The 24,070-nt window shown below is 65.7% G+C and carries 21 protein-coding genes and 1 tRNA gene; 12 read left to right on the top strand and 10 right to left on the bottom strand.

Annotated features, from left to right (window positions below; translation table 11 throughout):
• The first annotated feature begins 290 nt into the window (after positions 1 to 290).
• The 5 genes from uriH to AC5RT8_RS04740 all read left to right on the top strand — a co-directional run bounded on the left by uriH (position 291) and on the right by AC5RT8_RS04740 (position 6,640).
• Positions 291 to 1,238, top strand: coding sequence for a uridine-preferring nucleoside hydrolase UriH (uriH, locus tag AC5RT8_RS04760; RefSeq protein ID WP_494094564.1), 948 nt, complete (start codon positions 291 to 293; stop codon positions 1,236 to 1,238).
• Positions 1,235 to 2,680, top strand: coding sequence for a uridine transporter UriT (gene uriT, locus AC5RT8_RS04755; RefSeq protein WP_494094563.1), 1,446 nt, complete (start codon positions 1,235 to 1,237; stop codon positions 2,678 to 2,680). The genes uriH and uriT (AC5RT8_RS04755) overlap by 4 nt, the downstream gene beginning before the upstream one ends.
• Positions 2,677 to 4,110, top strand: a complete 1,434-nt coding sequence (gene uriT, locus AC5RT8_RS04750; RefSeq protein ID WP_494094562.1) for a uridine transporter UriT — start codon at positions 2,677 to 2,679, stop codon at positions 4,108 to 4,110. The genes uriT (AC5RT8_RS04755) and uriT (AC5RT8_RS04750) overlap by 4 nt, the downstream gene beginning before the upstream one ends.
• Positions 4,111 to 4,140: 30 nt before the next feature.
• Entirely contained in the window at positions 4,141 to 5,055 is a 915-nt protein-coding gene (locus tag AC5RT8_RS04745; RefSeq protein WP_494094561.1) for a ribokinase, read from the top strand.
• 118 nt (positions 5,056 to 5,173) lie between these two features.
• Entirely contained in the window at positions 5,174 to 6,640 is a 1,467-nt protein-coding gene (locus AC5RT8_RS04740) for an AAA family ATPase (protein WP_494094560.1), read from the top strand.
• A 33-nt stretch (positions 6,641 to 6,673) separates the two neighbouring features.
• On the opposite strand, the gene AC5RT8_RS04735 is transcribed toward AC5RT8_RS04740, so the two are convergent.
• Entirely contained in the window at positions 6,674 to 7,192 is a 519-nt protein-coding gene (locus AC5RT8_RS04735) for a DUF4188 domain-containing protein (protein WP_494094559.1), read from the bottom strand.
• 37 nt (positions 7,193 to 7,229) lie between these two features.
• On the opposite strand from AC5RT8_RS04735, the gene AC5RT8_RS04730 reads away from it, so the two are divergent.
• The gene (locus tag AC5RT8_RS04730; RefSeq protein WP_494094558.1) at positions 7,230 to 7,853 is read left to right on the top strand and encodes a MerR family transcriptional regulator; all 624 of its coding nucleotides are present in this window, start codon (positions 7,230 to 7,232) and stop codon (positions 7,851 to 7,853) included.
• Between the two features lie 67 nt (positions 7,854 to 7,920).
• On the opposite strand, the gene AC5RT8_RS04725 is transcribed toward AC5RT8_RS04730, so the two are convergent.
• Together AC5RT8_RS04725 and AC5RT8_RS04720 are read right to left on the bottom strand one after the other, a co-directional pair.
• A complete protein-coding gene (locus AC5RT8_RS04725) occupies positions 7,921 to 8,289 on the bottom strand; it encodes a DUF4259 domain-containing protein (protein WP_494094557.1) in 369 nt (122 codons plus the stop codon).
• Between the two features lie 33 nt (positions 8,290 to 8,322).
• A complete protein-coding gene (locus AC5RT8_RS04720; protein WP_494094556.1) occupies positions 8,323 to 9,147 on the bottom strand; it encodes a histidine phosphatase family protein in 825 nt (274 codons plus the stop codon).
• Positions 9,148 to 9,400: 253 nt separating this feature from the next.
• On the opposite strand from AC5RT8_RS04720, the gene AC5RT8_RS04715 reads away from it, so the two are divergent.
• Positions 9,401 to 10,291, top strand: coding sequence for a hypothetical protein (locus tag AC5RT8_RS04715; RefSeq protein ID WP_494094555.1), 891 nt, complete (start codon positions 9,401 to 9,403; stop codon positions 10,289 to 10,291).
• Positions 10,292 to 10,349: 58 nt separating this feature from the next.
• Here AC5RT8_RS04715 and AC5RT8_RS04710 read toward each other — a convergent pair whose 3' ends face one another.
• The 4 genes from AC5RT8_RS04710 to AC5RT8_RS04695 form a co-directional block, all read right to left on the bottom strand.
• On the bottom strand, positions 10,350 to 12,611 hold the full coding sequence (locus AC5RT8_RS04710) for an S-layer homology domain-containing protein (protein WP_494094554.1): 2,262 nt from the start codon (positions 12,609 to 12,611) through the stop codon (positions 10,350 to 10,352).
• A 315-nt stretch (positions 12,612 to 12,926) separates the two neighbouring features.
• Positions 12,927 to 13,061, bottom strand: a complete 135-nt coding sequence (locus tag AC5RT8_RS04705; RefSeq protein WP_494094553.1) for a hypothetical protein — start codon at positions 13,059 to 13,061, stop codon at positions 12,927 to 12,929.
• Between the two features lie 110 nt (positions 13,062 to 13,171).
• Positions 13,172 to 13,248 (bottom strand) — tRNA-Thr (locus AC5RT8_RS04700).
• A 155-nt stretch (positions 13,249 to 13,403) separates the two neighbouring features.
• Entirely contained in the window at positions 13,404 to 14,273 is an 870-nt protein-coding gene (locus AC5RT8_RS04695) for a DsbA family protein (protein ID WP_494094552.1), read from the bottom strand.
• Between the two features lie 169 nt (positions 14,274 to 14,442).
• On the opposite strand from AC5RT8_RS04695, the gene AC5RT8_RS04690 reads away from it, so the two are divergent.
• The 4 genes from AC5RT8_RS04690 (at position 14,443) to AC5RT8_RS04675 (ending at position 19,427) form a co-directional block, all read left to right on the top strand.
• Complete coding sequence (locus AC5RT8_RS04690; protein ID WP_494094551.1) at positions 14,443 to 15,930, top strand: alpha,alpha-trehalose-phosphate synthase (UDP-forming); 1,488 nt, start codon at positions 14,443 to 14,445, stop codon at positions 15,928 to 15,930.
• Positions 15,927 to 16,709, top strand: coding sequence for a trehalose-phosphatase (gene otsB, locus AC5RT8_RS04685; RefSeq protein WP_494094550.1), 783 nt, complete (start codon positions 15,927 to 15,929; stop codon positions 16,707 to 16,709). The genes AC5RT8_RS04690 and otsB overlap by 4 nt, the downstream gene beginning before the upstream one ends.
• Before the next feature lie 164 nt (positions 16,710 to 16,873).
• Positions 16,874 to 17,962, top strand: a complete 1,089-nt coding sequence (locus AC5RT8_RS04680) for an ABC transporter ATP-binding protein (protein ID WP_494094549.1) — start codon at positions 16,874 to 16,876, stop codon at positions 17,960 to 17,962.
• Positions 17,963 to 18,065: 103 nt separating this feature from the next.
• A complete protein-coding gene (locus AC5RT8_RS04675) occupies positions 18,066 to 19,427 on the top strand; it encodes a DUF4032 domain-containing protein (protein ID WP_494094548.1) in 1,362 nt (453 codons plus the stop codon).
• A gap of 34 nt (positions 19,428 to 19,461) precedes the next feature.
• Here the strand turns inward: AC5RT8_RS04675 and AC5RT8_RS04670 are convergent, their stop codons facing one another.
• Positions 19,462 to 20,013, bottom strand: coding sequence for a DUF4190 domain-containing protein (locus AC5RT8_RS04670; protein ID WP_494094547.1), 552 nt, complete (start codon positions 20,011 to 20,013; stop codon positions 19,462 to 19,464).
• A 259-nt stretch (positions 20,014 to 20,272) separates the two neighbouring features.
• Here AC5RT8_RS04670 and AC5RT8_RS04665 point away from each other — a divergent pair, with 259 nt between their 5' ends.
• A complete protein-coding gene (locus AC5RT8_RS04665; RefSeq protein ID WP_494094546.1) occupies positions 20,273 to 21,988 on the top strand; it encodes a glycoside hydrolase family 13 protein in 1,716 nt (571 codons plus the stop codon).
• Here the strand turns inward: AC5RT8_RS04665 and AC5RT8_RS04660 are convergent.
• Entirely contained in the window at positions 21,985 to 23,367 is a 1,383-nt protein-coding gene (locus tag AC5RT8_RS04660) for an FAD-binding oxidoreductase (protein WP_494094545.1), read from the bottom strand. The two genes, AC5RT8_RS04665 and AC5RT8_RS04660, sit on opposite strands and share 4 nt — an antisense overlap.
• 9 nt (positions 23,368 to 23,376) lie before the next feature.
• Positions 23,377 to 23,874, bottom strand: a complete 498-nt coding sequence (locus AC5RT8_RS04655) for an SRPBCC domain-containing protein (RefSeq protein WP_494094544.1) — start codon at positions 23,872 to 23,874, stop codon at positions 23,377 to 23,379.
• Between the last annotated feature and the right edge of the window lie 196 nt (positions 23,875 to 24,070).

Raw genomic sequence — 24,070 nt, 5'->3', positions numbered from 1 at the left:
GGTCATGCTGGAAGGAAGGCAGCGTCCCGGGGCCGTGCCCGACGGCAAAAGAGGGGCCGACAGGATAATTTCCGGGCAGGCAGATGGCAAATCGGGACGGCGTTCCGCCCGGTGCCCGGCAGGAGCCCCGGCGGAGCGGTCCGCAATACGTCGATATCGTTAATTCCGGTGCCAGGCAGGCGCTCCCCCATGTCCACACCGCTGCGGACCGCTGCAGGAGTACCGGAACCGGGTGCCGCAATGCCGGAACTGCGGTCCCGGAGCTAGAACCTCAACGAAGCGGAGACGTAATGCCCCACAAAATCATCCTGGATTGCGATCCCGGGCATGATGATGCGGTCGCCCTGCTGCTGGCACACGGCAGCCCGGAGATCGACCTTCTGGCGGTGACCACTGTGGTCGGAAACCAGACCCTGGAGAAGGTGACACGCAACGCACTGGCAATTGCCCGTGTCGCAAATATCACAGGCATTCCCTTCGCCGCCGGCTGTGACCGGCCCCTGGTCCGCACCATCGAGAACGCCCCGGACATCCACGGCGATTCCGGCATGGACGGCCCCGAGCTTCCCGAACCGACGCTGGAGCTGGATCCCCGCCACGCCGTGGACCTGATTATCGACACGGTCATGGCGCACGAGCCGAACACCGTCACCCTTGTTCCCACCGCCGGCTTGACCAACATCGCCATGGCCGTGCGCAAGGAACCGCGCATCGCCGAGCGGGTCAAGGAAGTGGTCCTCATGGGCGGCGGCTACCACGTGGGCAATTGGTCCGCCGTGGCCGAGTTCAACATCAAGATCGACCCCGAAGCCGCACACATCGTCTTCAACGAGAAGTGGCCGCTGACCATGGTCGGCCTCGACCTCACGCACCAGGCACTGGCCACGGACGAAGTCGCGGAGCGCATAGCCGCCGTCGGCACCAAGCCGGCCCGGTTTGTCGGCGAGCTGCTCGAGTTCTTCGGGGAAGCATACAAGGACGCCCAGGGCTTCGATTTCCCGCCGGTACATGACCCCTGCGCCGTGGCCTACGTCATCGATCCTTCCGTCATGACCACCCGGCGCGTGCCGCTGGACGTGGAACTCACCGGCACCCTGACGCTGGGCATGACGGTGGCCGACTTCCGTGCGCCGGCCCCCGCGGACTGCAATACCTCCGTGGCCGTTGACCTTGACCACGGGAAATTCTGGGACCTCGTTGTGGACGCCCTGCAGCGCATTGGCGAGGTCGACCTGTGAGTGAGACCGCCCGCCGCCGCGTAAGCGTCGGCGCACTTATGTCCGCGCTGCTGGCCGCCTGCGTGGCGTTCCAGCTCAACGCCTCCATGCTTTCCCCCGCCCTGTTCACCATCGAACAGGAACTGAACACCACCTCGGCTGCCGTAGCCCTGACGCAGACCGCGTTCTTCACCGCCGCAGCGCTGTTCTCCCTGTTCCTGCCCCGGCTCGGCGACATCATCGGCCGCAAGAAGGTCCTCGGTGGGATGCTGGTGGTGCTCACCCTCGGTTCCGTGATCGCTGCCCTGGCGCCCAGCGTCGAGGTCCTCTTCCTGGCCCGCCTGATCCAAGGTGTTTCCGGCCCGACCGTGGCACTGTCCATGATCATGCTGCGCGTGGAAGTCCGCGACCCCAGGAAGTACGGCACCCTGATGGGCGTCATTGCCGCGGTCAACGGCGGTATCGCCGGCGTGGATGCCATTGCCGGCGGCTATCTGGCGCAGAACCACGGGTTCGCGTCGATCTTCTGGTCCATGGCCGTCGTCGGCGTCATTGCTGCCGCCCTCGTCATTGCCGTCATCCCGGAATCCCGGGCCGAAAAGAAGGAAAAGATGGACTGGGTGGGCGTGGTCCCCCTGGTCATCTCGGTGGGCACCCTGCTGACAGCCTTCAACGAGGCCGGCAAGCTGGCGGAGGCGAACTGGCCGCTGGTTCTTGGCCTGATCGCCGTCGCCGTCGTCGCGTTCATGGTCTTCTGGAAGGTGGAAAACCGGACCAAGCAGCCGCTGATCGCCACGTATCTCCTGAAGCGGCGCTCCACGTGGGCCCTGCTGCTGACCACCGTGCTGACCATGACCGGCATCTTCGCCGTCATGAACGGCCTTATTCCCGCCCTGGCGCAGGACGGCGCCGTTGGTTTCGGCATGGGCGCCGAGGAATCAGCCTGGTGGACCATCACCCCCTACGCCATCGCCGGCCTGATCATCGGTCCGTTTGCCGGCCGGTTGGCCGGCAGCTGGGGCTACGCCAAGGTGCTGCGGATCGGCACCATCGGCACTGTTGCCACCCTGGCACTCATGCTCCCCGTGGTCGGCAGCGATTCACGGGCGGGGCTGCTGACCGTGTCCATCCTGGCGGGCATCACCTACGCAGGCATCGGCAATGTCATGCTCAGCGGGCTGGGTGTTCTGCACTCGCCGAAGGAAAACCCCGGTTTCCTTCCCGGCCTCAACGCCGGTGCCTTCAACCTGGGCGCCGGGCTGAGCTTCGCCGTGATTTACGCCGCCAAAACCGCCACCACGGTGACGGACGGGTCCGGAACCGAAGGGTACTACGGCGGCATCATTGCCGGCGTGGTCATCCTGGGCCTGGCCCTGGCTTCGTCCTTCCTGATCCCCAAGCCGGCTGAAACCACCGGTGATCCGGCGGCCGACGCCGGAGCGAAAGTCGAGGTGAAACTGTGAGTGAAACCACCCGCCGACGGGTCAACGTCGGCGCACTGATGACCGCGCTGCTGGCTGCCTGCGTGGCGTTCCAGCTCAACGCCTCCATGCTCTCCCCGGCGCTGGTGAAGATCGAGGAGGAACTGGACACCACTTCGGCAGCCGTGGGCCTGACGCAGACCGCGTTCTTCACTGCGGCAGCACTGTTCTCCCTGTTCCTGCCCCGGCTCGGCGATATCATCGGACGCAAGAAGGTCCTGACCGGGATGCTCGTGGTCCTCACCATCGGCTCCGTGGTTGCGGCCCTGGCGCCGAGCATCGAAGTCCTCTTTATCGCCCGCCTGATCCAGGGCGTTTCGGGCCCCGTGGTCCCGCTGACGCTGATCATGCTGCGGGTGGAAATCCGCGACCCCAAGCTGTACGGCACCCTGATGGGCGTCATCACTGCGGTGAACGGCGGGATCGCCGGGGTCGACGCCGTTGCCGGCGGCTACCTTGCGGAAAACCACGGCTTCGCCTCCGTCTTCTGGGCCATGGCCATTGTCGGTGCCGTCGCCACTGCGCTGCTCTTCTTCCTGGCCCCCGAGTCCCTTGCCGAGAAGAAGGAAAAGATGGACTGGGTGGGCGTTGTTCCCCTGGTCATCTCGGTGGGCACCCTGCTGACCGCCTTCAACGAGGCGGGCAAGCTGGCGGACGCCAACTGGCTGCTCATCCTGGTCCTGATCGTCGTCGGCGTGGCTGCGTTCGCGGCGTTCTGGAAGGTGGAAAACCGGACCGAGCAGCCGCTCGTGGCGACCTATCTGCTGAAGCAGCGGTCCACCTGGGCCCTGCTGCTGACCACGTTGCTGACCATGACCGGCGTTTTCGCCGTGATCAACGGCATCATCCCGGCCCTGGCACAGGACGGCAGCGTCGGTTTCGGCATGGGCGCCGAGGAGTCCGCCTGGTGGACCCTGACCCCCTATGCCATTGCCGGGCTGCTCCTTGGCCCCCTTGCAGGGCGCCTGGCCGCCAGCTGGGGCTACGGCAAGGTGCTGCGGATCGGCCTGGTCGGTTCCGTCATCACCCTGGCCCTGATGCTCCTGGTGGTCGGCAGCGATTCGCGGCTGGGACTGCTGGGCGTGTCCGTGCTGATCGGCATCACCTACGCCGGCATCAGCAACATCATGCTCAACGGCCTGGGCATTGTCCTTTCCCCGAAGGAGAACCCCGGGTTCCTGCCCGGCCTCAACGCCGGCGCCTTCAACCTGGGTGCGGGGCTGAGCTTCGCGGTGATCTACGCGGTGAAGACCGCGGTCACTCCGGCCGACGGCGCCGGGTTCACCGGGTACTACGGCGGTATCATTGCCGGTCTGGTCATCCTGGCACTGGCCCTGGCCACGTCCTTCCTCATCCCCCGGCCCGCCGATGCAGAGGTTGACGCCGTACCGGCCGAGACCGACCACCGCTGACCCTTCACGCCACCCAAGGAGAATCCCTGCATGTCCGCCGGAAAAGTAGTAGTTGTCGGCTCGCTTAATGCCGACCTGACCGTCCGCACCGACCGCTTCCCCTCCCCCGGGGAAACCCTGAACGGCTCGGAACTGGTCATTGTCCCCGGCGGTAAAAGCGCCAATCAGGCCGCCGCCGCTGCCCTGCTGGGTGCCGACGTGCGGCTCTTCGGCGCCGTGGGTGCCGACGGGCACGGGGACCTGCTGCTGAAGGCGGCTGCCGGTGCGGGCGTGGATGCCTCCCGTGTCCTCCGGCGCACCGGCACCGCGACGGGCACGGCCATGATCGTGGTGGATGCTTCCGGAGAGAACACCATCATCGTCTCCCCCGGCGCCAACGGCACGGTCACCGGCGCCGAACTTCCGGCGGATCTGTTCGACGACGCGGCGGTGCTTTGCCTGAGCCTGGAGGTGCCGCTGGAAGCGGTCACCGCCGCGGCGCGGGCGGGGCACGACGCCGGTGCGCAGGTGCTGCTGAACCTCTCGCCGTACCGGGAGGTTCCGGCCGAGCTGCTGGCCCTGACCCATGTGCTGCTGCTCAACGCCCACGAAGCGGCGTTGATGACGGGCCTGACCGATCCGGCGTCGGACTGGGAACGGGTCATCGCGGCCCTGGCCCGCCTGGGGGTTAGCCGCACCATCATCACCCTCGGCGGGGAGGGCGCCGTCGTACTGGACGGCACCGCTGCCGGCGCGGACCGCGTTGTTGCCATTGCCCCCACCCGGGTGACCGCGGTAGACACCACCGGGTGCGGCGACGCATTCACCGCGGGCACGGCCGCCCGGCTTGCCGCCGGCGATTCACTGGTCCAGGCCGCGGAATTCGCCGCCCGTGCAGGTGCGCTGGCAGCCACCCGTGAGGGCGCCCAGTCCTCCTACTCTGCGCTGGCGGACATGGCGCGCTGACCAGCCCCGTCCCACGAAGCTCACCCAGGGCTTCTAACCACCTCTGCAACAAAAGTGCAGGCGGCGCCACCCGTGTGGGAGGCGCCGCCTTTTTGCGCCGATGCTAGGCTCTGCCCGCATGGACGAGAAACTGGGGGAATTCCTTAGCAACTTCAACCGGGCCATCGAGCTCTCCCGGGAGCATCTGGCGCAGAACGACGGCAGGGAACGCATCGTTGATGTGCTGACGGAGCATATCGGGGTGGCTGCAGTCGACGTGCCCATCGTGTCGCAGGAGATCCCGGTCCACCGGTTCGCGGACCTCGACATCGCCGTGGAGAAGATTGCAGGGCGGGATCCGGCGGCCCGGCTTATCGGGGTGGGCGGCGGGCAGCAGCGCCAGCACCAGTCCCTGACGGACATCGTGCAGGAAGGGTACGGACCCGTAGGGACCGGCCAACCCGATTTCGTGAACCTCGCCGTCGGGCCGGAGAGCACCCGCGAGGTAGTGGCCCTGGGGCTGCGGTTGTTCGCGTATGAAGGCACCCCGGTTGCCGTGCTGCAGCGCGCAGCCAACCCGCAGTACGGGCGCTCCGGAGCGGACGTGGCGGTGCTCGGCCGGAACCGTGAAGCGGCGGTGGGCTTCCTGACCGAGCTGCAGGAGGAACTGCGCACCCACAGCATCCTGCGCGGCCAGGTGGTCTCCTTCGCCTTCGATCCGTACGGCCAGCAGGGTGCCGGCGTCACGTTCCTCGCCCGCCCGTCGCTGCCTGCGGAGGAAGTGATCCTGCCGGGTGAGGTACTCGACCGGGTGCGGCGCCACGTGCTCGGTATCGCGGCAAACCGGGAGGTGCTGCGGGAGCACGGGCAGCACCTGAAACGCGGCGTCCTGCTTTACGGACCTCCCGGCACCGGAAAGACCCACACCGTCCGTCACCTGCTCAGTGCCAGCGAAGGCACGACGGCGGTGCTGCTGGCCGGGAACTCGCTGCATCTGGTGCAAGAGGCCGCGCGGCTGGCCCGGGCCATGGCGCCGTCCATGGTGATCCTCGAGGACATTGACCTGGTGGCTGAGGACCGGAACATGGGCAACGGCCCGCAGCCGCTGCTCTTTGAAGTCCTGGACGCACTGGACGGCTTGGATGCCGACGCCGACGTCGTGTTCCTCATGACGACCAACCGTGCCGAGGCCCTGGAACGTGCACTGGTGCAGCGTCCCGGACGGGTGGACCTGGCCGTGCAGATCCCGCTGCCCGGCATCGGGAACCGGGTCCGGCTGCTGGAACTCTATGCTCCTGCCGGGGTGTTCTCTGCTGCCGCATTGCAGGCGGCGGCAGAGCAGTGCGAGGGCGCGACAGCGTCCTTTGCCCGGGAGTTGGTGCGCCGCGCCGTGCTGCGGGCAGTGGATGCCGGCGAGAAACCCGGCGATTCCCATCTGGCCGCTGCGGTGAAGGAACTGTTGGGCCAGGGAGAGGCGCTGACCCGAAGCCTGCTGGGCGCAGGTGGAGACGACTCCGGCGATGCCGACGGCGCGGATTTTGGTCCGGCCGGCCCGGGTCCGCAGCCCGGCATCAACGTGGGGTACACGTTTGGTTGGATGCCGTAGTCCATTTGCAGGGCCGATACACCCCTGCGGCGGCTAGGAGCCTCCGGCAGTCCGCAGCCGCTCCGCCGCCCGGCTGTGCTGGCCCAACGGCCGGGCGCCGGTGGCCTTGGCAAGCCCCGCGGGAGGCATGCCGACGTAGATCGACTCCGCCCGGTCCACAACGTAGGTCTCATGCCAGATACCGACACTGTTCGGAGCCTTGCGGGCGATCCGGTTGAAGGCGGCCCAGGCCGGACGGTGCTCCGCGTCCGGCTGGCTGGCATAGGCCAACAGTTCTTCGGAGGACTTCCAATACTGCACCACCAAGGGACCGCCGGATCCCAGGGTGATCCGGTATCCCAGCATCCCCGAGTCAGGGTCCGCAGACAGTTCCGCGAGCATCCGGGGCATGGCGGCAAAGGCCTGCAGCCAATGGTCCGGACGCCACGGCCGGCGAATCCTCATGCCGATGAGGAACAGGACGAGCGGCCCGTGGTGTTGGGCCGTAAGACGGGTTGATCCACTACGAGCCATGACGGCTCCCTCCAGCGACTGGATAGTTGTAGTATCCAAGCTAGAGAGCTGAACTATCCAGCACAAGGGGGTCTCGATGCGTATTTCCGAACTGTCCGCCACAACCGGCGTCCCGGTCGCCACCATCAAGTACTACCTGCGGTCCGGCCTGCTCCACGAGGGCAGGCGCACGGCGCCGCGGCAGGCGGAGTACGACGACGGCCACGTCGCCAGGCTGCGGCTGGTCCGGGCCCTTCTCGGCCCCGGCGGGCTCTCGGTCGCTGCGACCGGCAAGGTCCTGCAGGAACTGGAGAAACCGCCGGAGTCAGCCCATGAGCTTCTGGGCGCGGCTCACCATGCCGTTAATGCCACCCGGGAAAGCGAGCAGCAGCATCCTCGGGCCGACGCGTTGCTGGAAGCCTGGGGCTGGCAGGTGGATCCGGAGGACCACGATGCCCGGTCCCGGCTGGAGCAGGCACTGCAGGGTTTGGAGGACGCCGGGTTTGAGCCGCCATCCGGCTTCATGGACATGTACGGGCAGGCGATGCGGGCTGTCGCGGACCGCGAACTGGAGCGGGTGCCGCTGGACAGTTCGGCCGAGGCGATGCGCTATGTTGTGCTCGGCACGGTCCTGGTTGAACCGTTGCTGCTCGCCCTGCGCCGGCTGGCCCATCAGGACGCGTCCGGCCGGAGGTTCGCCGGGTCCCCTCCGGAGGCCTAGGCAGCATTGATTTTCGGCATAGATCCTGCCCGCCTGCGGGCCAGTGGGCCCTGACCTATCCGGCTCGCTACTGCCGGTGGAGCGTCTCCCGGGCCGGTTGCGGCCCGGTGAGCTGGTTCCGCAGTTCCGCCAGGTCCGCCACACGTTCGTCCAGTTCGCCGGCTTCCTCCCACAGGTCCAGGCCGCTCCCTTGGTCTATCGCATCAAGCGCGGCCGCTTTTACGCCGTCGTCGAGCCGTCCCACCTGGAACTGCGCTGCCGCGAGCGGCACCCATAACTCCGCCGCGTTGTCTTCCCGCAGCAAGTAACCGAAGGATTCGATGACCAGGCGGGTCGCTTCCTCGTCGCTCACCTGGTTCTCGAGATGTTCGCGGTATTCCCCGCGAATGTCCGCCGCCGTGTCATTGTCGAATATGCCTGTCCCCCATGCACCCATAGGGCGAGTATTGCAGATGCAGGGAAAATTCGCTCAGCTTCCGAACGACCCCTCAAGGAAGTGCCGGTTTGCCTCTGCCCGCTCCAGGAGTTCCTTGCCGGTGAAGTGCTTCCGGTCGAATTCTTCCCACTCGCCCACGAACATGGTCCACTCGCCGTCGACCTGCACGGGCCAGCAGCGGCGGACCCAGTTCAGTTTTTCGCGGACGTTGTTCCGGTCATGCGGGTCGGTGCTGGTGTACTGCAGGACGGTGCAGTTGTGGATCATCTGGTCCTTGTCGTCATCCCGCTTCAGGAATTCTTCGTCGCTCCAGCGCTCGAGCACCAGCCGCGTTGCCCACATGAATTCCCCGTGGGTGACCAGGAGGACATTGTCCCTCGCGTTTTCGCGGTGCAGGGTGCTCAGGATATTCCGCACCCGGTTTTCGGCCACGTTGGCAATGGACTCCCCTGCAGGCGGGGCCCAGTACAGCGGGTCGCTGTCCCGGTACGCCGCGTTCTGCGAATACTTCACCGCGAAATCCTGCTTCGACATGGAGCCGATTTCACCCCACGACCGCTCCCGGATCACCCGGTTCTCCTCCCACCGCACGTCCAGTCCGAGGTGCGCGGCGGTTTCGCGGGTCCGGGTGTAGACGGAGACCATGGCGCGGTCGAACTGGATATTCTGCTCGGCGATCCATGCACCGGCAACCTTGGCCTGCTGGACCCCGAGGTCGGTCAACCGCCAGGAACGGTCCGGGACGGTCATCGTCTCTTCGGTGTAGAGGCTCGGATCCCCGGCCTTGGCCGCCCGCTGCATAACGTTAGCTTCACTCTGTCCGTGACGGACAAGGAACAGGTTCCGGGGCATGACCATGGGAGACTCCTTCAACACATACCGATTCTTCTTGTACATCTTAGGCGGCGGCTGGGGTGGGTTCCCGCCTCAGGAGTTCCGCTGGTCCCGTGCGACATTTAGGTTCGCGCCGCCACATCCAAAAGGGACCGCCCATCCCTGCTCACTCGGCTCGCGCCAAAAACCGTGTATTGTCCCCTTGAATTGCCATTTCGGGTTTCCGTCCCCCTGCCGAACCCCCGAGTTACCGCCATTCGGCACCAGAGGAGACCCCTTGCTTTCTGCACGCTTTCACCTGCTCGCCGCCGGCGCGGCCCTCGTCGGGCTCACCGGCTGCGCAGCCTCTACACCTGCGGTACCTGCTGCCCGACCTGCGGCCGCAGTTCCTACCACCGCTGCTCCCGGCGATCCGCTGGACAATGTCCCAGACGAGCCCAGCGGCTACAGCACCGCCGAGATCCAGGAACTGGTCTCCGGCCAGGCCTTCACTTTGGCACTGGAGCAGAACACCACCTACAGCAGCTCCACCTATCTGGAGCTGGGGCCGGACCAGGACGGAATTGACCTGACCGATGCAGTCCGTACTGCTTTGCAGGTTGACTGGGTCGGTGCCCAGCGCGACACCGTCTTCAACGGTTGGACAATCGAAAACAGCCGGGGACAGGTGAGGGATATCGAGCGCTTCGTCGCGCCTTCCGCCATGGGCCGGTTCCTGCCGGAGGCACAGCGCGCGTTGGGCAGCCTCGAAGAGAGGGAGGCAACCGGTGCTGAGGTAACGGAGGCCTTTGATTACCTTTTACACCCCGGGAAAATGGCACAAACCGGTCCGGCAGCAAGTGAAGAAGATATGGCCGCCTGGCCAGAACACAGGGACGCGAAGGTATGGATCACGTTCAGCCAGACCGGTCAGTCCGAAGCTGTGCCGATCCCGCTTGGCGAGAAGGGCACCTGGTCAGTCCCCTTGGTTCATTCCATCCTCGACGCACCCGGGAACGACGGGACACACGCCGTCGTCGTCAGTTTCACTGAAGATGTTACCGCCACCCTGGCGGACGGCCGTCGAACCAGGTTGTATCTCGACCGCTCCCTTCAGGTCGGCCTCGAGGAGGGACGCTGGGCCGTGCAGGATAGCCAGTGGAACATCATCGGGTCGGAAACTCTCTAAGCAAGCAACCTCTTGGAACATGGAAAACCCCGGCCATCAGGCCGGGGTTTTCCATGCTCTACTTGGCGCTGGGAAGCGTGTAGCCCTTCTGGTCAAAGCGGTACATGAACGCCGCCATGGCATCCCGTTTGACCGGGGCCAACGGCTGGTATGCCTTCTTCCCGTTACCTTGATCCCAGCCTGTGGAGATGCCGGTGGAGGCAAGCCAGGAAATCTCCTTGTAGAACTCGTCGCCCGTTGCGACATCCGTGAACGGGGACTTCGCCGGCGGTGTGAACTTCGGAGATCCGGCCAGACGGTACATGAACGCCGCCATGGCGTCCCGGTTCACCGACTTCAGCGGCCTGTAGGTGCCGTCAGACCAGCCCGTGGAAACCTTAGTCGCGGCCAACCACGACATTTCCTTGTAGAACTGCTGGTTGTTCACGACATCCCTATACGGGGAGGCTGCCGGGGCGTTGAACGACGGGGAATCGGCGAGCCTGTACATGAACGCGGACATGGCATCGCGTGCAACGAGGTTCTGGGGGCGGTAGGTGTTGTCCGCCCAGCCGCTGGAGATGCCTTTGTCGTTCATCCAGTTGATTTCCTTGGCGAACTGCATTCCGTCCGGCACATCCTTGAACTTTTTCCGGGGCGGGGGTGTCGGCTTAGGTGCCGGCTTTACGCTGACTGCGTTGCTGGTGGCGACTGTCCGCCCGTGCCCGGGGTTGGCGTGGATCCCGATCCCCTGGACGGAGATCATCTTTCCGGCATCTGCCGCGGTCAGGTGGTAGAAGTTGGACCGCTCACCGGCGATAGGCTTGCCGTCGCGAAGCCACTGGTAGTCGACCCCGAGGACGTCCTTTTCCCAGGTGCCTCCGTTGGTTTCGAGCGGGTTCCCGACGACGGGGTTCCCGGTGATGGTCGGCTTGGTGAGGTTCTTCGACCACAGACGGGGTCCGATCTTCGCGGTCGCGTCCGAAACAACGGTGCGGTCCTCGTAGTGGTCCGCGCTGGCTGCGGCGGAGAAGGTAATCACCGCTCCGAGGTCCTTTTCGCTCAGCGTGTAGGAACTGTAATTGGCGGCCCCCGGAATCTCCACGCCGTTGCGCAGCCACGTATACCTCATGGCCGGCTCGACGTTCCACACCCCGGGGTCGGCACCGAGGGACTGTCCCACGGCCGGAAGGCCCTTGATGGAGGGCTTAACCGAGTAGGTCAGCTTGGGCACCGGTATCTCGAGGGTGGCTTTATACCGGGTGTCGTACCTGCCCGGCTTCGTAGCGGTGACGTGGACAGCAGCGAGGGTTTCGCCCGGCTGAATAACATGGGTTCTGCCGGTCTCCCCGGTGGACCACTCGAACGCCAGCGTCGCGCCCGGCTCCCATGATCCGGGATCCAAGGTGAGCGTCTCACCCCAGGCAGGTGTTCCGTTGACCTTCGGCGGCTTGGTGTACTGGACCTTTTCTGCTGCCGGAACAATTTCAGTCTGTGCGGAGAAGAATGCGGTTTCCCGATACCCAGGCGCCTTCGCAGTCACCTCGACGGATATCTTTTTCCTGGTGGCCTCGGAGGGCACGTTCAACGTCGGACCGGTCTCTCCCTGCAGACGCTGGGTTCCTGCCCACCACTGATAGCTCAGGGATGTTCCTGCGGGCCAGGCAGCGGGTTTGACGCTCAGCTGCTGCTGGTAGGCCGGAGTGCCCAGGACGACTGGCACGGCTCCCGGTACCGCTGGCACGGCGATGGCCCTCAGATATTCCTCGGCTGTTGCATAGGTCTTGGACACCACCGGCGCGTACCGGTAGTAGGTGGTGGTTCCCCAGATGTTGCCCTTTGTATCGGATGCGACGCCGACTCCGATGACGTTGTCCCCGGGGCGGCTCATATTGTCGTTATGGCCCGGTGAATCGATCCACATCTTCACGAGCTGCTTCCCGCTGCGCACGTAGGTGTTGGCAATGTTTTCGCTGGCGGACCACCAGTCGGCGATCCGCATGTCCTGGGCGTGGCTCGTGGAGTGGACCAACATCCCTGTCTTGGCCATGTGAACGGACCACTCTTGGGCGACTTCAGAAGCGTTCATTCCGATGCGCAGCGCCGGAAGATCCTTGGACTTTCGAAAGTCGTTGATGCCGTTAAAGACATCGATGACCTGCTGTTCCTGTTCCGACCAGGCTGCCGTAGCTTCTGCGTCCGCGGGTGCTGCTGCTGCCGGCAGTGCGGCTGCACCGGCTCCGAAGGCCAGGGATACGGCAAGGAGCATCGAAGCTGCTGCTTTGGTTCCCGCCCCCAGGCGTCCGCTCCCGGACCCGGGTCCGGTTCTCGTGTACTTCATAGGTAGGTGATACCTCTCTTCAGAACAGATGCCTCCATCGCGGCTGCCTTTGCAACTTTCGGCAGATCCGGCAGGAGCGTCAGCAAATACGGCGACTGCATTCCCACAGCTGTTGACTCCTATGTGTGTGCGGCAGCGGTCCGGTCCTGCAACACAGGGCTCATTCCTGTCGGACCGGCACAACGCAAAGGAACCCCGGATGCCGCTGCACCCAGGGTTCCTTTGCACTTGGAGGTGATGCTGCTTCGCCTTTACCAGCCAGTTCAGACCCCTTCTGGTTGAAGCGGTGCATAACGGCGGCCATGGCGTCCAGCCTCACCGGCGCCAGCGGCTGGAAGGTGCGGGTGCCGCCCGGCTGGTTCCACCCTTCGAGCTCCAGTTGGCCGGCGTCTTGGGCGACACCTGGAGCCAGACCGCTGCGTCCTTGCGGGTCAAGAGTTGTTCAGGCATGCCCTCGGCTGTTGGGACCCGGTTTGAAAGCGTGTCGTAAACGTGTAGTTGCCCTCTATTCGTGGCATGAGAAAACCCCTCCAGATCGGACCTGATCAGAAGGGGTTTGGTGGAGCCCCCTGCCGGATTCGAACCGGCGACCCCCTGTTTACAAGACAGGTGCTCTGGCCAACTGAGCTAAGGGGGCGTAGCTGGCCGGCTAAAAGCCCAAGCCAGCAACGCCGCCGTCGTCCGCCCGAAGAAAACGGTGGAAACAACAGCGCTAGACAAGATTAGCCCAGAGCGCCCGCCCCCGTGAAACCGGGAAGGTTTCACGGGGGCGGGCGCTCCGCGGACCGGGGTTTACTTGTTCGCGTCGATTGCCGACTGAACCGTTTCCTCGAAGGTGTTCAGGTCCGCTTCGGCGCCGTTGACGTAGGCAGTCGGGGTGCCGTTGATGCCGTCCACGCGGGCCAGCTGATCCGCGTACTTCACGAACGGACGGTAGGTGCCGTCGTCGATGCAGTCTTCCATTCCTTCGGTGTCCGCACCCGCGGACTTGGCCATGTCCGTCAGCCCGGCGTTGTTGACTTCACCGGAGGCGTGCTGGGCGAAGATGGCCTTCATGAAGTCCCAGTAGGATTCGGGGCTCTCTGCCGCCACGCACGCGGCGGCGTTGGCACCGCGGGAGGAGTAGTTGGTGGGCGAGTTGCGGTCCAGGAACGCTACCGTGCGGTACTCGTAGGTGATCTCCCCGGCGTCGAGCCACTGGGCAATCTGATCGTCGAACGTTGCGGCGAAGTCGGCGCAGTGCACGCAGTTGATGTCCACGTATTCCACCACCTGGATAGGCTCGCCCGGTTCTGCTGCCTCAACGCCCGGCGGAACCGGTGTCTCTTCCGCAGCCTCTTCCGGGGCGGCAGGCAGCGTCTCTGTATCGAAGTCGAACGTCTCCGCTGGTTCCAGCTCGCTGGTGGACGTGAGGGTGAAGCCGCCGTACTGGTTGGCGTTCGCGGGCGACTGCCCTGCGTTGGCCACCTTGTCGTTCATGCTGCTGAACACAATCACGGCCACGATCGTGATCAGCGCAACAATGGCTACCACTACGCCCCAGATCACCAGGAGGCGGTTGCGCCGCTCCTTCTTCTGCTGGGCCTCACGCAGTGCGCGCGCCTGCTCGCGGGCAGCGGCGGTGCGCTCCGCCTTGGTCGGCTTGGGGTTCCGGTCAGTCATTATTCCTCATGTCTCTCAACGCCGGCACCGTTTCCGGGGCCTCTCAGCTCATCACCAGTGTAGGCGGAACGACGTCCGCCGCCGTTGGACCAACGTCCGCGGGCGGTACAAAGTTTCACCGCTTCGCTAGAGTGGCAATATACGGCCAATCAACAAAGGGGTGCCATTCGTGAACGCTGACGCGGATCCGAGTTCCAAGGAGCAGGCTGCGGATACCTACGGTGATTTCGATTTCATCGTCGTGTCCAACCGGCTTCCCGTTGACCGGGTCAGCGGGACCGACGGCGAAACGTGGCGGCGCTCACCGGGCGGGCTGGTCACGGCGCTGGCCCCCGTGATGGCGAAGGCCGACGGCGCGTGGGTGGGCTGGCCCGGCTCCCCTAACGAAGAGCTGGAGCCTTTCGACCACGACAACATGCACCTCAAGCCGGTGCCGCTGAGCACCGACGAAGTCGAACTCTATTATGAGGGCTTCTCCAACGCGACGCTGTGGCCGCTCTACCACGATGTGATCGCCACCCCGGAGTTCCACCGCACCTGGTGGGATGCGTACCGCACCGTCAACCGCCGGTTCGCCGATGCCGCCGCCTCAGTGGCTGCCAAGGGCGCCACGGTCTGGGTCCAGGACTACCAGCTGCAGCTGGTCCCCCAGCTGCTGCGCCAGGCCCGCCCCGACCTGAAGATCGGCTTCTTCAACCACATTCCGTTCCCGCCGCTGGAAATCTTCGCGCAGCTGCCGTGGCGCCGGAACATCATCGAAGGCCTCCTCGGCGCGGACCTGATCGGGTTCCAGCGCCCCTCCGACGCCAACAACTTCCTGCGCTGCGTGCGCCGTTTCGCCGGATACACCATCCGGCAGCAGCAGGTGAACGTCACCACCGAAGACGGCCTGTCCTACGTCTCCCGCGCCGAAGCGTTCCCCATCTCCATCGATGCAGCCCAAATCGCCGAGCTGGCCCAGCGCGAGGACGTTATTGAACGCTCCAAGCAGATCCGCCGGGAACTGGGCAACCCGGACACGGTGCTGCTGGGCGTGGACCGGCTGGATTACACCAAGGGCATCAGCCACCGGCTCAAGGCCTACGGGGAACTCCTGGAGGACGGCAGGATCACGGTCGAGAACGCCGCCATGATCCAGGTGGCCAGCCCCTCCCGCGAGCGCGTGGAACAGTACCGGCTGCTGCGCGAAGAAGTGGAAGGCACCGTCGGCCGGATCAGCGGCACCTTCGACACCATCTCCAACACCGCGCTGCGCTACCTCCACCACAGCTATCCGGTGGAGGAAATGGTCGCACTCTACCTGGCCGCCGATGTCATGCTCGTCACCGCACTGCGCGACGGCATGAACCTCGTCGCGAAGGAATACGTGGCCGCCCGCACCGGCAACACCGGGACCCTGGTGCTCTCCGAGTTCACCGGCGCCGCGGACCAGCTGCGTCAGGCAGTCCTCGTCAACCCGCACGACATTGACGGGCTGAAGGCCGCCATCCTCACCGCCGTGAACATGCCTACCCGCGAAGCCAGCCGCCGGATGCGCCTGATGCGCCGGCACGTGCTGCAGAACGACGTCGAACGCTGGTCCCGCAACTTCCTGGAAGCCCTCGCCCAGGACCAGGGCCGGGAACAGTCCCGGGACCAGGACCAGGAACAGTCATGACTGGACCGGACGCCGGACTGCAGGCAGCACTTGAGTCTCTGGCCGGCACGGGCACACTGCTGGTTGCCCTGGACTTCGACGGCACCCTTGCCCCCCTGGTGGAACGGGCCGAGGATGCCCGTCCGCTGGACGGTTCGGCGGCTGCCGTGCGTACCCTGGCCGGCCTGCCGGACACGGTCACCGCCTTTATATCCGGCCGCGCGCTGGAAAGCCTGCGTACCGTTGCCGCCCCGGAGCCGGAAACTCTGCTCATCGGCAGCCACGGCGCCGAAACCTGGACAGGTCCCAACCAGGAACCGCTGCAGCTGACCGCCGAACAGGCCCAGCTCCTGGCCCGCGCACGGACGGCCGTGGAATCCGTCATTACCCGGCACCCGGGCTGCCGGCTGGAAGACAAACCCGCCGGCGTCGTCCTCCACACCCGCAGCGTGTCCGATGCAGCCGCAGCGGCTGCCACGGAGGATGCGCGGCAGGAACTCGGCCAGCTCGACGGCGTGCACGTCACCGACGGCAAGTCCGTCCTGGAGGCGTCCGTGGTTTCCACCAACAAGGGCGAGGGCATCCGTGCCCTTCGGAAGCTGACCGGCGCGACGGCGGTGCTCTTCGCCGGAGACGATGTCACCGACGAACGGGGTTTCGCGGCCCTGGAACCCGGCGACGTCGGAATCAAGGTCGGCGACGGGAACACCGCTGCCGCCTACCGGGTCGCTTCCCCCGAGGCGTTCGCCGCGGTGCTCGCCGAACTCGCCCGGCTGCGGACCGCAGCAGTTGCCGCGTAACCGGCGCGCAGCTGCCGGGCGTCCGCTCCGGCCGAGGTGTGCAATACTGTCCCCGTGAGCCACGTCACAGGTCGAAGCTGACCTGTCCTGCAGCTCCTCCAACTCAATAGCTCTCCATTCACAACGGATCGTCGGGCACGTACCTGCCCGTGAAGGGAAATACCATGGCAACGGTTACGTTTGACCAGGCAACACGCCTCTACCCGGGGACCGAGCGCCCCGCGGTGGACAACCTCAGCCTCGAAATCGCCGACGGCGAATTCCTGGTTCTCGTCGGCCCCTCGGGCTGCGGAAAATCCACCTCGCTGCGGATGCTCGCAGGGCTCGAAGACGTCAACTCCGGGCGGATCCTCATCGGTGACCGCGACGTCACCGACGTTCCCCCCAAGGACCGCGACATCGCCATGGTCTTCCAGAACTATGCGCTGTACCCGCACATGTCCGTCGCGGACAACATGGGCTTTGCCCTGAAGATCGCCGGCGTCGGCAAGGAAGAGCGGATGGAGCGCGTCCGTGAGGCGGCGAAACTGCTGGACCTTGAAGATTTCCTGGACCGCAAGCCCAAGGCGCTTTCCGGCGGCCAGCGCCAGCGCGTCGCCATGGGACGGGCGATTGTGCGTAACCCGCAGGTCTTCCTGATGGATGAACCGCTCTCCAACCTCGATGCCAAGTTGCGCGTGCAGACCCGCACCCAGATCGCCTCGCTGACGCGCCGCCTCGGCGTCACCACCGTGTACGTCACCCACGACCAGGTCGAAGCCATGACCATGGGTGACCGCGTGGCGGTGCTGAAGGACGGCATCCTGCAGCAGGTCGACACCCCGCGGAACCTGTACGACCACCCCCGGAATGTCTTCGTGGCAGGCTTCATCGGTTCCCCGGCCATGAACCTGCTCGAACTTCCCGTAGTGGACGGCGGTGTCGCCTTTGGCGGTTCCGTCTACCCCGTGGAGAGTTCGGTGCTGGGCGCTGCCGCGGGCAACACCGTGACGCTGGGAGTCCGTCCCGAAGACCTGGAAACCGTGCCCGAAGGCGAAGGTCTGCGCGTGGAAGTGGACGTGGTTGAGGAGTTGGGGGCAGACGCCTACGTTTACGGCCACAGCACCATCGACGGCAAGGACCACGACATTGTGGTCCGCGTCGACGGACGGCGGCCGCCGCTGAAGGGCGATACGCTCCACGTCCGTCCGCAGAAGGGCCACGTGCACCTGTTCGACACCTCCAGCGGCGACAGGCTCGCCGAACAGGCATAACCCCGAACCGACATGCGGCGGCTCCCCTGCTCAACTAAACTCTGAGGTGGGGAGCCGCCGTATTTTTCGTTAAAGCATGCTTGAGATGTAAGGGCTATCGCCTATGACAGACGCCGTACCTGCCCACTGGCAGAACGAACCCACGGACTGGGAACAGACCGGCAAGCTACCCCGCACCACGCGCTCTTCGACCGCCCGGATCAATACCCTGGGGTCGCTGAACATCACGGCTGCTTCCATGGACCCGGCCCTGCTGGACCTTCCATGGCACATTCCGCTGGAGGAATGGCCCAAGGAGAATCTCGCAGCGCTGCCCCGCGGCATCTCCCGCCATGTTGTCCGCTTCGCCCGGCTGGGTGACTCGCTGATTGCCATCAAGGAAACGAGCGAGCATGTTGCGCGGCAGGAATACCACATGCTGCGCAAGCTCCGCCGCCTGAATGTTCCCGCGGTGGCTCCGGTGGCAGTCATCACCGGGCGCATGGATCCGGCGGGCGAGGAGCTGCAGCCCGTGCTGGTCACCCGGCACCTGCGGTTCTCCCTTCCCTACCGTGCCGTCTTCTCCCAGACGCTGCGTGAAGTCACCCTGACCCGCCTGATCGATGCGCAGGCGCTGTTGCTGGTGCGCCTTCATCTGGCCGGCTTCTACTGGGGGGACGTCTCCCTGTCCAACACTCTCTTCCGCCGGGATGCCGGCGCGTTCGCCGCCTACCTCGTGGACGCGGAAACCGGTGAGCTGTACCCGGAGCTCTCCAACGGCCAGCGCGAATACGATCTGGAAATTGCGCGCGTGAATATCGCCGGAGAGCTGATGGATCTGGCCGAAGGCGGCCTGGTCGAGGAATCCGTGGATCCGCTGGCCACCAGCGAACGGATCATGGACAGCTACCGCCGGCTTTGGGCGGAGCTGACCGAACGGGAGTCCTTCGGCATGGCGGACCGCTGGCGGGTGGACGCACGGATCCGGCGCCTGAATGACCTGGGGTTCGACGTCGACGAACTTTCCATTACCACGACCCCCGACGGAACGCAGGTCCAGCTGCAGCCCAAGGTGGTCGACGCCGGACATCACCAGCGCCGTTTGCTGCGCCTCACCGGAATCGATGCCCAGGAGAACCAGGCCCGGCGCCTCCTCAATGACCTGGACTCCTACCGGGTGACCAATCATCCCGAACTCGACGAAGAACTCAGCGCACATCTGTGGGTGACGCAGATCTTCGAACCCATCGTCAAAGCCGTTCCCAGGGACCTGGACAGCAAGCTGGAAGCAGCCGAAGTGGTGCACGAAGTCCTGGAGCACCGTTGGTACATGTCCGAAAACGCCAACCGCAACGTGCCCATGGCGGAGGCGGTGCAGTCCTACATGGACAACATCCTTCGCCACCGCCGCGACGAAGCCGCGATCCTGCTCAGCACCGATACCCGGACCATGGAGATCCTGGATGCAGGAGGAGCCCCGGCCTGAGGCCGGGGCTCCTCGGGAGAGGACGCAGAAGCGGTCAGTAGCTGGAGCCGCTCTCGGCCGCGATCGCAATCATGATGAAGATGAAGAAAATGACCCCGAGGAGGGTGCCCAGCCCGCCGACAATGATGCCGATGACAGCGGGAACGTTGCCCATGCCTGCCTTGCGGGACTGGTTCAGCCCCACGATGCTCAGGACCAGTCCCACCACGGAGAAGAAGAAGGACGTGATGAGGCCGGCAATACCCATGGCCTGTCCGGGGTTCGCCTGAGGCTGGGAATAGCCGTCCTGTCCGTAGGCAGGGTAGGCCGCAGGCTGGCTGTACGCCGATCCTTCCTGGCCGTAGCCCGGGTAGCTGGACTGCTGCCCGTAGGCGGGCGCAGACGGCTGCTGGGCATAGGGGTTGGAGTCCTGCTGAGCGTAGGGGTTGGAGTCCTGCTGACCGTAGGACGGATAGGCAGTGCTGTCCTTTTCCTCCTGGGCGCCGCCGGAGGGGGCAGGAGCCGCGTACTGACTGCTGTCCGAAGCGTTTTCGTTGCCGGCGGCCGAGTCTGTCCCGGGCTGCCATTCTGGTCGATTGTCTGACACGCGGATATTCCCCCTGAAGATGTAGTGGTGAGCGTGGTCGGGACGCTTGATCGATCAACTACGCAAGTCATGTGACCTACGCCAATCCTATACACCCTTGGCAGCGGGTTCCATCGCTCCGGAAAAAGCTTCAGCCGGACCCCCGCAGCGTGAGGAACATCTCATGTGGTGTTGGCGGCTGCAAGGCACGTGCGCCATGCCCGGAGCCGTTAAATGGAACTGTAAGCTCAAGAGTTCTGCGCAAAGGATGACGCCTCGAATGGTTGAACAATTGGCGACCGATTCCCCCAAAAAACGGCTGCACGTGGTCCCTGTCCACGAGCCGGCGGCCGGTCGTGAGTGGTGGCGGTCTTCAGTGATCTACCAGATCTATCCCCGTTCGTTCCGCGACCTGCGCGGTGACGGCATCGGGGACCTGCAGGGCATCACTGCCGAAATCCCGGCCCTGGCGGAACTGGATATCGACGCCCTTTGGCTCTCCCCGTTCTACCGCTCTCCGCAGAAGGACGCCGGCTACGACGTTGCCGACTACTGCTCGGTGGACCCGCTCTTCGGCACCCTTGATGACTTTGACGTCCTCGTGGCCGAAGCGTCCCGCCACGACATCCGCATCATCGTGGACCTGGTCCCGAACCACTGCTCGGACCAGCACCCCCTCTTCCAGGCGGCCCTGGCCTCCCCCGCCGGTTCCGAAGCCCGGGACCTGTTCATCTTCCGTGACGGCACCGGCGAAAACGGACAAAACCCGCCGAACAACTGGCAGTCACACTTCGGCGGCCCTGCCTGGACCCGGATTACCGAACCCGACGGCACCCCCGGACAGTGGTACCTGCACCTCTTCGACACCTCCCAGCCGGACTTCAACTGGGATTCCCCCGCCGTGCACGCCGAATTCGAAAAGATCCTGCGCTTCTGGCTCGACCGCGGCGTCGGCGGTTTCCGCGTGGACGTCGCGCACGCGCTGATCAAGAAATCCGGGCTGCCGGACTGGGGCGGGCGCGCCGACGGATCCTCCTCCGAAGGTTTCCCCGGCGAAGCGGCCCCCATGTTCGGCCAGCCCGGGATCCACGAGATCTTCCGGTCCTGGCGGAAGATCCTGGACTCCTACGACGGGGACCGGGTGCTCTGCGCCGAAGCGACCATCGATCCGCTGGAACGGCTCAGCGACTGGGTCCGTCCCGATGAGATGCACCAGACCTTCAACTTTGCCTACCTGCACCACCCGTGGAATGCCGGCGCCCTGCGGGAGGTCATCGAGTCCTCCCTGCGTGCCTTCGACAAGGTAGGAGCACCGACCACGTGGGTGCTGTCCAACCACGACGTCGTCCGCCACACCAGCCGTTTCGGCCTCACCGGGGCGGGTCCGCGCAGCGGTGACGGCCTGGGACCGCGGGACGAACAACCCGACCTCGAACTGGGCCTGGCCCGCGCCCGCGCCGCGACCTTGTTGATGCTCGCACTGCCCGGCGGCGTCTATCTGTACCAGGGCGAGGAGCTGGGACTGCCGGACCACACGATGCTTCCGGACGAGTTCCGCCAGGATCCCACGTTCCACCGCACCGGAGGAGTCCGGGTGGGCCGGGACGGGAACCGGGTGCCCCTGCCGTGGAAGGCAAACCTCCCCAGTTACGGTTTCAGCTCGACAGGCGAGAGCTGGCTGCCGCAGCCGCCGATCTGGGGCAGGCATTCGCGCGACATCGAACAGCGCAATCCCGACTCGACCCTGCATCTCTACCGCAGCGCTTTGGCACTGCGCCGGCAACTGAACCTGGGGAACGGTTCCCTGGCCTGGTGGCCGGAACACGACGACGGCGGGCTGGTCGCCTTCGTGAACAACAACATCCTGGTAGCCATGAACATGGGAGAGGAGCCCGTGCAGTTGCCGGACCTGCCGCTGCTGCTGGGGAGCTCTCCCGATGCGCTCGAGGGGAACCGGCTGCGGCCCAACCGCACGGTCTGGCTGCGCCTGGACTAGGACTGCCCGCCGTCGGGTATGCCCTTTCCGGGATTGAGGATGCCGGCCGGGTCGAACACGGCCTTGACCCGGCGCTGCAGCTCCAGCACCTCTGACTGCTGCTCCTGCGGCAGCCAGCGCAGCTTGAACTGTCCGATGCCGTGCTCTCCGGTGATCGTTCCGCCCAGGGCGAGGGCCACGGTGATGGACTCATCCAGTGCGGCATCCAGCCTCTCGCGGAGGCCGCCGTCGTCGTCAGCCTGCACCCAGAAGGTGGGGTGCAGGTTGCCGTCCCCGGCATGGGCCACCACCTTGAGGTTGACCCGGTGGTGTGCCGCCATCCGTTCGAGCTCGGCGACGTACCGAACGAGCGCGGAGCGGGGGACGGCGACGTCCTCCCCCACCCGGACCTGATCCGCGGTCGCGTCGCCGCGGCTGTGCCGACGCAGCTCCAGCAGCCGTTCGGCGTCCGCGGCATCCGCCGTACTCACGGTTCCGCCCAGTTCCGCAAGGACGCGTCGTACGGCGCCGGCTTCGGCGTCGGCCCCGAAACCGTCCGTCTGGACGAGCAGCAGGGAGTTGCCGCGCGTGCGGAGGACGCTGCCGTGGGCGTCGTCCAGTGCGCTGAGGGTCGCGCCGTCGAGCAGCTCCATAATGGCCGGTTGCACGCGTGCCGCGCCGACGGCAAGGACGCCGGCGGCCGCCGTCGCGAAATCGGGGAAGAAGGCCGCAACGGTCCGTGTGGCGACCGGCAGGTACCGCAGCCGTACAGTGATGCCGACGATGATGCCCAATGTCCCCTCCGACCCGGTGAAGAGACCGGTGAGGTCGTACCCGGCCACGCCCTTGAAGGTGCGCTGCCCGGTGCTGATCAGCGACCCGTCTGCCAGGACGACGTCGAGGGCCAGGACCGAGTCGCGGGTTACGCCGTATTTGGCACAGCGAAGGCCGCCGGCGTTGGTAGCCACGTTCCCGCCGATCGTCGAGGTCCGGTAACTGGCCGGGTCCGGGGCGTACATCAGTCCGTGGGGCGCTGCCGCCGCGTTCAGATCGCCGTTGATCACCCCGGGCTCGACGACGGCGACCTCGTCCTGGGCGTTAAGCTCCAGAATGCGGTTCATGCGGTCCAGGCAGAGGACGACGCAGCCATCTGTCGCGTGCGCGCCTCCGGAAACTCCGGTCCCGGCGCCCCGGGGTACGACGGCGGTACCCGTGGCCGTTGCCCAGCGCAGCACGTCCTGGACCCCGCGGACACTTGTCGGCCATACGACCGCCCGTGGCTGTGCATAGGACAGTACGGGGCCTTGGTCGGTGGCAAAGGCGGCAAGAACCTCAGGCGAGGTTTCGACCACCCGGCCGGGACCCTCGAGGGTGAGACCGTGCACGGCATTCAGGGACATGCCAGCAGACTACCGCGCCCCCATAAAGCGCGCGTAGCGGTCCAGGATCAGTGTCCATTCATTCTGGAGACGGCTATAGTGCTCGGCTGCGTCAGCGAGCCGTACGAGGCCCGAGTGGCGCAGGGTGACCAGCGTGCACCCGTCACCGACGGCAGTGAACTCCACGCGCACATCGGTGGGGACCCGCGGATCCTGGCCCGCCACCCAGTCCAGTTCCAGCAACGTGTCCGGTTCCCGGGTACGTACCGTCGCCCATACCGCGGTGTCGCCGTCGGGACCGGTCTCGGTCAGGACTCCGCCTTCAAACTCAGCGTGGGTCCCTTCACCGAAATCTGTCAGGTCCTCCGGCCACCATAGGTGGAGATAGTCGGCGAACCCGTTGAAGGCTTCCTCCGCCTCGCGGGGAACCTGCCGGACTACAACGACGTCGGGCACGGACCCGCCGTGGCCGGGCGTCGTTTCATCCGGATCCGGTTCGGCTGCGTGGGAAAACAGGGAGGAACTCATACGATCCAGCCTATCGGGTAGCGGCCCTGCGGGCCGTGGGTCCGGGCACGCCGGGCACCCGCCCCCGCCGGCGGCATGAATCCCCCGCCGGCGGCATGAATCCCCCGGCCCGGCCCTGGGCATGCCCCGGTTAAACAGGTCAGGTCCCGCACCAATGGTGCGGGACCTGACCCTCTACACAAATATTGTCCGGCGG

The organism is Arthrobacter sp. Ms25 (genome assembly GCF_059090365.1).
This window is presented reverse-complemented; position numbering and strand designations above follow the sequence as displayed.